This is a genomic window from Nitratidesulfovibrio vulgaris str. Hildenborough (assembly GCF_000195755.1).
Taxonomy (GTDB): Bacteria; Desulfobacterota; Desulfovibrionia; order Desulfovibrionales; family Desulfovibrionaceae; genus Nitratidesulfovibrio; species Nitratidesulfovibrio vulgaris.
In genome coordinates, this window is the sequence record NC_002937.3 from 2391001 (window position 1) to 2404441 (window position 13441).

Here is a 13441-nt window from a genome sequence, read left to right on the forward strand (position 1 = left end):
CTGTCGTCATCACGAGAATGCCTGTCATGGCAGGTGCATAGTGCACCCTTGTCCTACAGAGGTTCTGGATTCGCAAGGCAGCAGGTGAAGCGGACGCCTCATTCAGTCCCACAGCCCTGAAAATGCGCCTCTACTTCGCCAGCCAGCTGTCCACCAGCGCAGGGTGCTCCTTCATGAAGCGACGGGCGTTGGTCAGCGGGTCGGCCCCTTCCTCGTTGTTCCACGCCATGAGGGTCTGCAACTGGGCCGTATCCGCATAGGCGAAGCGGTCGAGAAAGGCGAAGACCTCGGGCATGTCCTTGTCCAGCCCCTTGCGTACCACCGTGTGGATGGATTCCATCCCGCCCAGGGCGCCCTTGGGGTCGTCAAGGTACTTCAGTTGCCAGCGTCCGAACATCCAGTGCGGCGACCACGCGGTGACCACAATCCATTCCTTGCGGCGGATGGCGTCGGCAAGGGCCGCCGTCATGGTCGCCCCACTGCCCTCCACAAGCTGCATCTTCTTGAGGCCGTATGCCTTGATGGCATCCTCCGACATACGCATGAGTCCGGCACCGGGGTCGATACCGATGATGCGCCCGCCGAAACGGTCAGCAGCGGCGTCGAGTTCGGCGATGGAGTTCACCGTCACATAGTCGGGTACCGCCCAGCCAAGGCGCGCACCGTCCACCAGCGGGCCGAGGTCGCGCACCTTGCCTTCAAGACGTTTGAGGTAGTCGCCGTGCGTGACGGGCAACCACGCCGTGACCGTGGCGTCCACGTCGCCCGAAGCCACAGCCATCCACATGGCACCGGCACTGACCGGAAGAAGCTCGACCTTGCGGTGCAACCTGTCTTCGATGGCGGCCTTGACGAGATTGCTCGTGGCGCGGGCGCAATCCCATTCCACATAGGCGATGCGCACGGGCTTCGCGTCCTTCGAGGCGGCCTGTGCCGCACCGGTGAAGGCAAGAAGGAACGCCACTGCCAGCAGAATGATCTTTTTCATGGTTTCTCCTCTGGTTTGCCGGGGACCCCGGACGGGAACGGAATGGCGGGGAGAACCGCCGCGTGCGGCACCGGAGGCTGCAAGCCCCCGGCACACGCACCGTGATCGGTGACAGGCGCGCTGACTCGATGAGAACGCAGCGCGGCCTGACGAGGTGCTACCTGTCGACGGAACTGCGGCGCCCTATGTGCTGGAGCACCCGGTCGAGGCATATGGCGACGATGACGATACCGATGCCCGCCTCGAAGCCGCTGCCCAGTTCGAGCCTCTGGATGGCCTTCCACACCTCGCCGCCAAGGCCGCGCGCACCGATCATGGCTGCGATGACGACCATGGAGAGCGCCAGCATGATGGTCTGGTTCACGCCAGCGAGGATGGTGGGGGCTGCCAGCGGCAGTTCCAGCTTGACCAGCCGCTGCCAGCGACTGGTGCCGAACGCCTCTGCGCATTCCACGAGGTCGTCGGGGACCTGCCGGATGCCGAGGCACGTGAAGCGAATGGCAGGGGGCATGGCGAACACCACAGTGGCGAACACCGCCGCCACCTTGCCGAGACCGAAGAACGGGATGGCGGGAATGAGATAGACGAACGCGGGCATGGTCTGCATGAGGTCGAGCACCGGCATGAGCACCTTGCGCACCGTGACGTTGACCGCCGCGGCGATGCCCAGGGGCACGCCTGTCACCACAGCCAGCGCCGTGGCCACGAGCACGAGGGCTATGGTGCTCATGGTGGCCTCCCACAGGCCGAGGTTCCATATGAGCCCGAAGCCCAGCAGGGCGAACGCACCGATGCCCGGCTTGCGCGTGGCACGCCATGCCAGCAGCGCCACCACGGGTATGAAGGCCCACGGAGGAATGGAGCCGAGCAATGATTCGAGCATGTCGATGCCATTGCCAGCCACTGTGGAGAAGGCACGCGTTGCGCCGGAGCACCACTCCACCATGTTGTCGGTGAAGGCTTCGAGCCATGCCCCGAGGGGGATGCGTGGAATTTGGACGGACATCATGCGACACCTCCGCGTTCGGCAAGCGCCCCCAGCAGCAGACCGCGAACGATGACGCCAGCCAGCCTGCCACGTTCGTCCACGACAGCCAGCGGATGCGGCAGGTCTGCCATGAGGGATATGAGTTCCGTAGCCGGGGCTTCTGGTGGAACCGTGGCGATGTCACGTCTGACGATGGAACCAAGCTCGCGTACGCCCTCGGCGGCGAGGCGCGCCGCATCGTCTGCGGTGATGAGCCCCACCAGCCTGTGCCGTTCGTCCAGCACGAAGAGCGTTGCGATGGCGTTACGCCGCATCTTGCGCAGGGCGGTGCGGGGGCCGTCTATGCCGAGCACCGCCACGGCTTCGGAGCGCTTCATGACGCTGCCAGCCGTGAGCACCTTGGTCACATCGGCCTCGCCCACGAAGCGGGCGACATAGTCGTCGGCAGGATTGGTGAGGATGTCCTCGGGCGTGCCTATCTGCACCACCGCCCCGTCGCGCATGAGCACGATGCGGTCACCCAGTTTGAGGGCCTCGTCGAGGTCATGACTGATGAACACGATGGTCTTCTGCAGGTCGTCCTGCAACCGCAGCAGTTCGTCCTGCATGTCACGCCGGATGAGTGGGTCGAGCGCGCTGAACGCCTCGTCCATGAGCAGGATGTCGGGGTCGAGGGAGAGGGCCCTTGCAAGCCCCACACGCTGTTGCATGCCCCCGGACAGCTGCGCGGGACGCGATGCGGCCCACTCTGCGAGCCCCACCCTTTCGAGCGAGACCATGGCCTGACGCTCGCGTTCGGCACGGGGCACGCCCATGGCCTCTAGGCCGAAGGCGGCATTCTGCAGCACAGTGCGGTGCGGGAAGAGGGCGAAGTTCTGGAAGACCATCCCGAAGCTGCGTTGCCGAAGGCGTCGCAACTCGTCGACGGGCATGGAGGTCACGTCCCGGCCGTCGACGGTGACGGTTCCGGCCGTGGGTTCGATGAGGCGGTTGAGGCAGCGTACCAATGTGGATTTACCGCTGCCGGAGAGACCCATGACCACGACGATCTCGCCCTCCTCCACATCGAAGGAGGCACGGTCGACACCCACGGCATGGCTTGTGCGGCGGTGGATTTCCTCCTTGCCGAGCCCCTGCTCGAGAAGACCGAGGGCCTTCTCGGGGTGTGGACCGAAGATCTTGGTCAGGTTCCTGATGGAAAGTTTCGACATGCTCCCTCCTGTTGGATGTCGCGGGGTGGAAGACACCCCGTCGGGCACCGGCCCGACAACGGAAGGGAGGACAGCGAACGCCGCCCGCAAAACGGGCACGCGGAAGGCGCAAGGCTGCAACCGCGACGCATGGCATCATTCGCTCGATAGTGCGGAATGAAAGACCACACACATGGGCAGGCTGCTCTGCCCAAGCCCATGTGTCGCACATCCTCCTGGATTGAAAACGTATGTAATAACTGCACTTGAAAGGACAATCATGCTTCTTTGAAAAGGAGCAAAATCATCCATTGTGGAGGACATGCTACAGCAATGTCGTCATCATGTCCAGCACAACACATGCACATAGCGCATATGCACACATGGAACATACCTTATGCATCATGAAAGCCGACATTGTACCCGCCACAGACTTACGGTAAGCTCTGACATCCCAAGCCAAAGGAACCCTCGATGCAGCTACCCCTTCTGCCGGACATCGTCGTCCTCTTCTGTCTCTCGATAGGCGTTCTGCTCGTCTGCCACCGGGTGCGCCTGCCCGCCATCGTCGGCTTCCTCATCACGGGTGTGTTGTGCGGCCCTTCGGCACTGGGGCTCGTCTCCGCTGTGCATGAGGTCGAACTCATGGCCGAGATTGGCGTGGTTCTGCTCATGTTCACCATCGGCATGGAACTCTCCGGCGATGAGCTGTCGCGCCTGCGCAAGCCCGTCTTCATCGGCGGCACTGCACAGGTGGGTCTGACGGTAGCCGTCTTCGCGGGCATAGCCCTGCTGCACGGACAGACGCTCTCCGAAGGCATCCTGTTCGGATTTCTCGCCGCCCTCTCTTCCACCGCCATCGTTCTGAGCCTCTTGCAGCAACGCGCACAGACCGAGAGTCCGCAAGGACGCATCGCCCTTTCCGTGCTCATCTTCCAGGACATCGCCATCGTCCCCATGATGCTGGCCATTCCGCTGCTGGCGGGAACCATCACGGCAGACGCGAAGTCGCTCGCCCTCTCGGTGGGCCGCACCGTCGCCGTTCTCGGCGGTCTCGTCCTTCTGGCGCGTTATGTGGTCCCGCCCCTGATGGAGCGCGTGGTACGCACCCGCAGCCGTGAACTGCTGCTGCTCACCACGCTGGGTCTTTGCCTCGCCGTCGCCCTGCTCACATCATCCATGGGCCTTTCCCTCTCGCTGGGGGCCTTTCTTGCCGGACTGCTGTTGGCAGAGTCGGAATACAGCCTCAGCGTCATCGAAGGGGTGCTCCCCTTCCGCGACGTGTTCACCAGCCTGTTCTTCATCTCGGTGGGGATGCTGCTCGATGTGGGCTTCCTGTTCGACAACCTCGGTGCCGTACTCGCCGTCGCCGCCGCACTGGTGGTTCTCAAGGCCGCCATCGCCACTCCCGCCATCCTGCTGCTGGGCTACCCGCTACGCACCTGCATCATCGCCGCACTGGCGCTGGCCCAGATAGGTGAGTTCTCGTTCGTCCTTGCCCGGTCGGGGCTTGAGCACGGGCTTCTCGGCAAAGATGCCTACCAGATGTTTCTTGCGGCGAGCATCATCACCATGACGCTCACCCCCGGACTGCTTGCCGTGGCACCCCGCTTCGCCCGCTACGTGTCGACGCTGCTCAAGAGTCACGAGACCTTTGATGAAGCGCACGGGGCGGCCCTGCACGACCACCTCATCGTGGTCGGCTTCGGGGTCGGCGGCAAACACCTAGCCCGGGTGGCACGAGAGGCTGGTATCGCCTACACCATCCTCGAGATGAACCCCGACACGGTGGCGCGGTACCACGGCAAGGAACCCATCCACCACGGCGACGCCACCCACCCGCTCGTCCTCGAGCATCTCGGCGTACGGCAGGCCCGCATCCTTGCCGTGGTCATCTCCGACCCCGCAGCCGTTCGCGGCGTCACCGCGGCAGCCCGCGCCCTGAACCCTGCCCTGCACATCGTGGTGCGCACCCGCTTCCTCGGCGAAGTGACCGCCCTGCGCGACCTCGGCGCCAACGAGGTCGTCCCGGAAGAGTTCGAGACCTCCATCGAAGTCTTCAGCCGCGTTCTCACCCACTACCTCGTCCCGCGGCAGACCATCGACGGTTTCATCGACCGCATCCGGGCCGAGAACTACGACATGCTCCGCAGCCACGACCTTCCGGGGTCGACGCTTGCCGCACTCGAGGGCGGTCTGCCCGGAGTCGCCGTCGAAGCCTACACCGTCGAAGCGGGGGCCAGCATCGCCGGACGTACGCTCCTTGAAAGCGACCTGCGGCAGCGCCATGGCGTCACTGTCGTCGCCATCCGGCGAGGGGAGACGACGCTGGCATCCCCCGATGGCAGCATGGCGCTGCTGCCCGGCGACGTTGCCTATGTCTTCGGTGAGCCCACGGCACTGCATGACGCGGCGGCACTCTTCTCGAAGGCTACCGGCGACGCTCCCTTCGCAGAGAGGGTGCCATCTTCGGTCTCGGAAACAGCGGCCTGACGCACCTGCCCCCAGACAGGGTCGCCCGGTTTACCGCCGTCGCAGCCCGTGCTAGGTGAGCGCCGGAGGCTTGCCATGTCCCGCACCATTGCCGAAACACCCCGTCCCGCCGTAGCGTCCATGTCCAGCGGCTGCATACCGCCCCACCATCGCCCTGACACGTTGAAGCAGCGATGGGGCACCCCGGCTGCGGTCTGCCTGCTGGTGACCTGTCTTTTCGCGATGACGCTGCTCACCACCGGCTGCAAGCCCCCCCGCAGGACCCCGCCCACGCTCCCCGACCGGCCCGACATGGCTACGGTGGAACAGCCCGTCGTCCCGCCCGCCACTGTGGACGGCAAGGACCTTGACGCCCCCCAGACACCGAAAGAACGCATCGCGCTCGCCTTGCGCCTTCTCGATGACGGCGGCGACGGGGCCGACCCGACGCAGGCTGTGCAACTCATCGAACAGGATGCCACGACGGGATACGCCCCCGCGCAAGACCTGCTCGCCCGTCTTTCGCTGGAAGGGTACGGCACGGCCAAGGACCCGGCGCGCGCCTTCGCACTGGCCATCGAAGCCGCCCGACAGGGATTGCCCGATGCACAAAGGCTTGCCGGGACCATGTACACACTCGGACTGGGTACCGCCCGCGACCTTGAGCAGGGAATGCGCTGGCTGCGCGAAGCCGCCGACGCAGGCGACGGTGAAGCCGCAGCCATGGTAGCCGACTATTACCGGCAAGGCCTCGGGGTGGAACGGAACGACACGGAAGCCTTCCTCTGGACCCACCGCGCAGCCGAACGCGGCGTGAAGCGTGCCGCGCTATGGCTTGGCCTGCACTACCACTACGGTGTAGGCACTCCTGCAGACCAGAAACAGGCCTTCGCCCTTCTCAGACCTTTCGCAGACGAAGGCGATGCAGAGGCGCTGACCATCATCGCCCTGCTACTGCACAAGGGGGAAGGCGTCGCACAGGACAGGAAGGCGGCCCTTCGCTATTTCGAGAAGGGAGCAGCAGCGGGGGACCCGGTGGCACAACTCGACCTCGGGGTGCTGTACCATCAGGGTGACGGCGTCACGCGTGACATGGACAAGGCGCGCGGCCTCTTCCGTCAATGCGCGGAAGGCGGCAACGCCCGGTGCATGACCCTGTACGCCAGCATGCTCGAAGAAGGGGAAGGCGGACCGTCAGACCCGGCTGAAGCCCTCGCATGGTACATGGTCGCGTCCATGGCCGGAGATGATGACGCAACGCCGTTCCTTGACGACCTGCGAAGCCGCATCACCGCGGAACAGGCAGCACAGGGCAAGGTCAGGGCCACCGCCATCATCAGGTCGTTGACCGCAAGCCCCGCCGCTGACGAAGCGTCACGGCAATCATCCGGGCAGACTGCGGGCCAAGCATCGGGCCACGCTTCGGGCCAGACGCCAGAGAGTACCTCGGCGCGGACATCGGCCCCGGTGCCATCTGCCCTTCCCCGCGAGGCGGCAGGCAAGCGTCCGACCGTACTGCCCTGAAGCCGCCCTCCATGCATCCTGAACAGGATGCGGCGCTTCGCCGCAGAATAGTCACAATCACGTTACGGAAAAGCATGTTCCTTGCCATGCCTTGCCCCCGTCATCGCATGGGGTCATGCCATCCTTCCGCTAAAAATCATAGAATACAGCGCGTAATCATGTACAAACCGAATATGGGCGACAATCGTTCTCGTCACTGTTCTGTAACATTGAGCGTGCATAAGGCGACACAACAAAGGCAGCCATAGCCCGGCGCTTGTGGGGCACGGTTGCTGTTTATGTGCACAACCAATAACGCGGCTCGCCCCGCCACAGCAGGAGAGAGGCATGGCATTCTGCCTGTTCCCCAAGAACATCAGATTCTTCGAACTGCTCACCCGCCAGAACGACATCCTTCAGGAGGCGGCCAACCTCCTCGACCAGATTCTCGACGACTTCGGCAATGTCACCGATGCGTGCAAACGCGTGAACCTCATCGAAGAGGAAGGCGACAAACTCTGCCGCGAGATAACCCATCAGCTTTCCCAGACGTTCATCACGCCCATCGACCGCGAGGACATCCACCGCATCAACCTCGCGCAGGAAGATTCCATCAACTACATCAAGGGCATCTCCACCCGCGCACGCCTCTATGGTTTCGGCCAGATTCGCTTCCCGGCCCGGAAGATGGCGAAGAACCTCAAGGCCATGGCCGTCGAGACCGGCAAGATGCTGGCATGTCTGCGCGCCAAGGAAGGCGTCGAAGGGCACGTCAAGCAGATCAAATCGCTCAAGGGCGAATGCGAGATGCTGCTCGGCACCGGCCTTGCCGAGCTTCAGGACGCCGAAATCGTGGACTTCAAGGGCATAACCGACATCATCAAGTGGACGCAGGTGTACGACCGCGTTGAACTGGCCGTCGAGCGCGTCGAAGACCTCGCCGACGTGCTCGAAGAGGTGGTGCTCAAGAATGCTTGAGATACCCCTGCTGCTGGTCGTCATCATCGTCGTGGCGCTCATCTTCGACTTCACCAACGGCGCCCACGACTGTGCTAACGCCATTGCCACCGTGGTCTCCACCAAGGTCATCTCGCCCAAGGTCGCGGTCATCATGGCTGCGGGCCTGAACCTTTTCGGCGCGTTCCTCGGCGAGGAGGTGGCCCATACGCTCGGTTCGGGCATCGTCAACACCGACATGGTCATGGGCTGTCAGGCCCTTGTACTGGCGGCGCTCATCGGGGCCATCGCGTGGAACCTCATCACGTGGTACTTCGGCATCCCCTCGTCGTCGTCACACGCGCTCATCGGCGGGCTCATGGGGGCTGCCGTGGCCTACTCCGGCTTCGGCACACTCAACGGTCCTTCCATCGCCAAGAAGATCCTTCTGCCCCTCGTGCTCTCGCCGCTGGCGGGCTTCGCCGTGGGTTTTCTCTTCATGTCACTGCTGGCGCTTGGCCTGTGGAAGGTCAGCAGGCAGCGTGTGAGCAGCACGTTCCACAGGTTGCAGATTCTTTCCGCCGCCTTCATGGCCACAAGCCACGGCCTCAACGACGCCCAGAAGACCATGGGGGTCATCACCCTCGCCCTGTTCATCTTCCATGAGATAGACACCATCCACGTCCCCTTCTGGGTCAAGTTCATCTGTGCTTCCGCCATGGCTGCCGGTACGGCCCTCGGGGGGTGGAAGATCGTCAAGACCATGGGGCACCGCATCTTCAAACTCGAACCGGTGCACGGCTTCGCAGCGGAGACCTCCGCCGCCCTCGTCATCACCGGTGCCTCGGCTTTCGGCGCGCCCATAAGCACCACCCATACCATCACCGCCTGCATCTTCGGTGTCGGTTCCACCAAGCGCCTTTCGGCAGTGCGCTGGGGTATCGCCGGCAACCTCGTGGTGGCATGGGTGCTCACCATCCCCGCATCCGCCCTCATCGCCGCACTCAGTTTCTGGCTGCTCGACCTCATGGGATTCGTGCAATAGAGGCAGCAGACACGACAATATCAGAAGGGCCGACAATGCTTGCGCATAGGCGGCCCTTCTGATGTCACAAAAATCCGGCTTGAGACGAAAGAGGAACCTACCTCGCCCCCTTCTCCCGCTCTTCCTGACAGGCACGGCACAACCCGGCGCCGGGCAATGCCTTGAGACGCGCCTCAGGTATGGCTTCTCCACACTCGCGGCAGCACGCCACACCATCAATCCACTCTGGGCCTTCACTGTCCGCCGTAGCGCGGGCCTTACGCAGGGCAGCCTCTCGGTCGAGGCGCTCCAGTTCCTGGGCCTGATCGAACATGTCCATGCGTGTCCTCCTTATGAGGATGAGTCCGCGTGACGGAAGGGCGGCAATGCCGCCATCCTGACCTTGACAACTATCTTGCGCACAGTTCCCTGATAAGGGCCTTGCAAGCCCGGCATATGGGCGTCTTCCGGATAAAGCACGGCGAAGGTACCGGGCAGCAGGGGAACACGGGCGTAGGCTTCATCGCCTTGCGCGTAGAACCGTACATCACCCGCGGCGTCATATGGACCGGCTGGAACGAGGGGGGCACGCGAAGCGACATGCATCCACTCTCCCCCTGCGAGGACGTACTGGATATCGATGTAGCACTCGTGGGCTTCGTAGCGCGCACCGTCGAGGGCGCGAGGTTCGTAGGTGGCGACATTGGCGTAGAGGTCATCGCCGAGGATGACGTGCCGTCCGTCGGTGATGTCGGCAGCGGCATGGGCGAGAAAGCCGAAGGCCCTCTCCCAGAGAGGCCCGGCGCAATAGCGCCGCCAATGATCAAGCGAGGCAACGATCATGCTGTCACACCCGAATGAGGACGGTAAAAGCGAATGCCGTGGGCGAGTCCTCCCGCCGACGGCAGACCAATATATTCACCCCCATAGCGCAACGGCACCCGATTGTAAACGAAAATACTCATTGCAATCTTCGAATGACGTACTACACTAGAATAAAAGATTACCATGCCCATCGGGGAGAGCCTTTCCTCACCCATACATATCTCGACAGTACGTGAAGTTGAACATCGTGTTTGCGAACGACAACACCGGGGGGGGAATATGACCATTCGTACAAAACTCGTGCTTGCGTTCCTCGCTTCCATCGTCGTCGCCATCGGCAGCATCACGACGGTGGTGTCGCTGCAGGTGAGCAAGAATTCCGTCGCCGCCTTCGAGGAATCGTCACTGGGTCAGCTTGACCGCACCAACGATTTCATCGCCGCCTTCCTCAACGAAGCCCGCTATAACGCCATGTTCCTCGCCAAACTCGACGAGGTCGTACAAGCCCCCGGCAAGATAACAAGCTATGTGAACACCACGTCAGCACCCAGCATCCGCCGTGCCGACATGCAGCCCAACGAACAGAAGCTGTTCGACATCTTCATGCACATGACCAAGGGCAACCCGGCCTATGACGGTGTGTTCCTCGGCACGGCGGAAGGCGGCTTCAACATGTTCCCCGAGGACAGCCTGCCTGCGGGGTACGACCCCCGCAAGCGCCCGTGGTACAAGGAAGCACTAGGCAGCGGTGAAGACTCCATCATCAGCAAGGCCTACATGTCGACCACGCGCGTTCCCGTAAGTTCCGTCGTCGCCAAGGTCTTCGATGCGCAACGCCGGGTCGTGGGTGCCATCGGCATCGACATCAACCTCTCCACCCTCACTCGCGTGACAAGTGCCTTGCATATTGGGCAGACGGGCTATGTCATGCTTGTCGAGGACACCGGCATCATCATCTCCGATCCCAAGCACGAGCAGTTCGCCTTCAAGAACATCACCGAAACGGGAACCCCCGCGTTCACGCGCATCATGGGCATGAAGCGCGGCATGTTCGAGGACTCCCTCGACGGCAAGGACCGCATCTTCACGGTGGTCACCGGCTATCTCGGGTGGAAGCTCGTCTCGGTCATCGATGCGGACGAAGTCTACGGCAAGGCCCGCTCACTGGTCTTCACCATCGTGAGCATCGGCTTCGGCATCGCACTGGTCCTTCTCGCCGTTGCATGGTTCATCGCCCGCTCGGTGGCAGAACCCATCCGCATGCTGGTCGAGGCCTCCGGCGAGGTGGCGAGGGGCAACTTCAACGCCCTGCCATCCGAACGGCACTTCAGCGGCGAACTGCTCACCTTGCGCGGTAGCCTCAACGACATGGTCACCCAACTCGGCAACCTCGTCTCAACGGCAGAGACCAAGACCCAAGAGGCCGAAGAACAGGCCCGCAAGGCCGGCGAAGCACTCACGCAGGCGGAAGAGGCCCGACGCGCAGGAGAAGTGGCACGGCGGGAAGGCATCATGCAGACTGCCGGAAGGCTCGAATCCATCGTCGACCAGATAACCTCCGCCTCGCAGGAACTCGCCTCGCAGATTGGCGAGGCGACGCGAGGCTCGGATATCCAGCGGGCCCGCACCACCGAAGCCGCCACCGCCATGGAGGAGATGAACGCCTCGGTGCTGGAGGTTGCCAGTAACGCCTCACGCGCGGCCGAGAGTGCCGAACATGCCCGCAAGGAAGCTGAGGGCGGCGGCGGTATCGTACGCGACGTGGTGAGCAGCATCGGCGAGGTGAACCGCTTCGCCGCCGAGATGGGCGGCAGCCTCGACGACCTCGGCAAGCAGGCCGAGGGAATCGGGCACATCATGACCGTCATCACCGACATCGCCGACCAGACGAACCTGCTGGCACTGAACGCAGCCATCGAAGCGGCACGCGCGGGCGAAGCTGGCAGGGGCTTCGCCGTGGTCGCCGACGAAGTACGCAAACTCGCCGAGAAGACCATGACCGCCACCAAGGAGGTCGGCGACGCCATCGGTGCCATCCAGCGCGGCACACGCAACAACATCGACGGCATGTCGCGGGCTTCCGGCGTCATCAGCCAGAGCACCGACCTCGCCTCGCGGGCGGGCGACGCCCTCGGGCGCATCGTCAACATCGTCGAATCCACGGCCGACCAGGTACGTTCCATCGCCACGGCGAGCGAGGAACAGTCGGCGGCTTCGGAAGAGATCAACCGCAGCACCGAAGAGGTGAACCGCATCGCCTCCGAAATGGCAGAGGCCATGTCGCAGTCGGCGGTGGCGGTCAACGAACTGGCCCGCCTTGCAGCCGACCTGCAGGACATCATCCGCCAACTCAAGGAAGACCGCTGATACCCGTCGTCGGACGTCGTAGCCACAATGAGGCCCCCGGTCGGACAGACCGGGGGCCTTTCACGAGGCGCGCAGGCCCGAAGATGCCAACCGGACAAAGCCTACCTGAATGGAAGGTTATGGGGTGACAAGGGCACCATCCGGCATTACCTTGCCTTCCGGACGACGGTGTCGCCGCATGACGGCCCCGGTTTCATCGTAACGGCAACCGGCAACGGGAGACCCATCATGAAATACAGAATCCACCCCATCGTCATGGGTTCGAAGGTGTTCGACAAGGGCATGATGACCTATCAACTCGACTACGGCACGCCCTACACCATCCCCATCTACTGCTGGTACATCGAAGGCGGCGACAAGAAGATTCTCGTCGACACCGGCGAAATGCAGCCCATCGTCTCCGAAGACCGCGAGAAGGCCCTCGGCGGGCATATCCACACCTTCGAAGAGGGGCTGGCGCGCTTCGGCCTCAAGCCCGAAGACATCGACATCATCATCCACACCCACCTGCACAACGACCACTGCGAGAACGACTACAAGTGCCCCAACGCGGAGATATACGTCCACGAGAAGGAACTCGAGAGCATCCACGACCCGCACCCCCTCGACTTCCGCTACATGGAGGACTACATCGCCGACGTGGAGGACAATGGACAATTGCGCGTGGTGAGTGGGGCTGAACAGGAGATAGTGCCCGGCATCCGCGTTGTGCACACGCCCGCCCACACAGAGGGCGGCCTCACCGTGCTGGTGGATACCGACAAGGGCCGCGCCGCCATCACCGGGTTCTGCATCATCGACGAGAACCTCAACCCGCCCAAGCAGATACGGGCCATGGAGATGGAGGTCATCCCTCCGGGAACCTGCATCAACCCCAAGGAAAGCTACGACATCCTGCTGCGGGTGAAGGACATGGCAGACATCATCCTGCCGCTGCACGAACCCCGTTTCGCATCGGGCGAAGCCATCGGCTAGCCCTCCGCCATATGCATTCGACAGGCCACCTTCCGGGGTGGCCTTTTTTGTGCCGTGGGCAAGAACGCATGCAACCGGCATGGTCGGCAACCGGCATGCCTACGCCCTGCGAAGCATGCCAACGACGTTGCAGCCCTGGCAACGACGTTGGCCGGGGACTATGCCGTCATGCT

General features: G+C 63.2%; 11 protein-coding genes. 6 read left to right on the plus strand and 5 right to left on the minus strand.

What is annotated here, in order from left to right:
- Positions 1-130: 130 nt before the first annotated feature.
- From DVU_RS10790 to DVU_RS10800, 3 genes are all read right to left on the minus strand, one after another.
- Entirely contained in the window at positions 131-988 is an 858-nt protein-coding gene (locus DVU_RS10790; RefSeq protein WP_010939572.1) for a glycine betaine ABC transporter substrate-binding protein, read from the minus strand.
- A 157-nt stretch (positions 989-1145) separates the two neighbouring features.
- On the minus strand, positions 1146-1997 hold the full coding sequence (locus tag DVU_RS10795) for an ABC transporter permease (protein WP_010939573.1): 852 nt from the start codon (positions 1995-1997) through the stop codon (positions 1146-1148).
- On the minus strand, positions 1994-3187 hold the full coding sequence (locus tag DVU_RS10800; protein WP_010939574.1) for a quaternary amine ABC transporter ATP-binding protein: 1194 nt from the start codon (positions 3185-3187) through the stop codon (positions 1994-1996). The genes DVU_RS10795 and DVU_RS10800 overlap by 4 nt, the downstream gene beginning before the upstream one ends.
- 453 nt (positions 3188-3640) lie before the next feature.
- Between DVU_RS10800 and DVU_RS10805 the strand changes: the two genes are divergently transcribed.
- From DVU_RS10805 to DVU_RS10820, 4 genes are all read left to right on the plus strand, one after another.
- Complete coding sequence (locus DVU_RS10805) at positions 3641-5659, plus strand: cation:proton antiporter domain-containing protein (protein WP_010939577.1); 2019 nt, start codon at positions 3641-3643, stop codon at positions 5657-5659.
- Between the two features lie 75 nt (positions 5660-5734).
- Complete coding sequence (locus DVU_RS10810) at positions 5735-7162, plus strand: tetratricopeptide repeat protein (protein WP_010939578.1); 1428 nt, start codon at positions 5735-5737, stop codon at positions 7160-7162.
- A 327-nt stretch (positions 7163-7489) separates the two neighbouring features.
- A complete protein-coding gene (locus DVU_RS10815; protein ID WP_010939580.1) occupies positions 7490-8119 on the plus strand; it encodes a DUF47 domain-containing protein in 630 nt (209 codons plus the stop codon).
- Positions 8112-9122: an inorganic phosphate transporter gene (locus DVU_RS10820; RefSeq protein WP_010939581.1), complete on the plus strand. Its 1011-nt coding sequence runs from the start codon at positions 8112-8114 to the stop codon at positions 9120-9122. The genes DVU_RS10815 and DVU_RS10820 overlap by 8 nt, the downstream gene beginning before the upstream one ends.
- A gap of 97 nt (positions 9123-9219) precedes the next feature.
- On the opposite strand, the gene DVU_RS10825 is transcribed toward DVU_RS10820, so the two are convergent.
- Both DVU_RS10825 and DVU_RS10830 read right to left on the minus strand, forming a co-directional pair.
- On the minus strand, positions 9220-9441 hold the full coding sequence (locus DVU_RS10825; RefSeq protein ID WP_010939582.1) for a TraR/DksA family transcriptional regulator: 222 nt from the start codon (positions 9439-9441) through the stop codon (positions 9220-9222).
- Positions 9442-9452: 11 nt separating this feature from the next.
- Entirely contained in the window at positions 9453-9944 is a 492-nt protein-coding gene (locus tag DVU_RS10830; RefSeq protein WP_010939583.1) for a YhcH/YjgK/YiaL family protein, read from the minus strand.
- A gap of 261 nt (positions 9945-10205) precedes the next feature.
- Between DVU_RS10830 and DVU_RS10835 the strand changes: the two genes are divergently transcribed.
- Positions 10206-12293: a methyl-accepting chemotaxis protein gene (locus tag DVU_RS10835; RefSeq protein WP_010939584.1), complete on the plus strand. Its 2088-nt coding sequence runs from the start codon at positions 10206-10208 to the stop codon at positions 12291-12293.
- A 228-nt stretch (positions 12294-12521) separates the two neighbouring features.
- Positions 12522-13268 carry an N-acyl homoserine lactonase family protein gene (locus tag DVU_RS10840; protein WP_010939585.1) on the plus strand — a complete coding sequence of 249 codons (747 nt, stop codon included), beginning with the start codon at positions 12522-12524 and terminating at the stop codon, positions 13266-13268.
- Positions 13269-13441 lie beyond the last annotated feature (173 nt).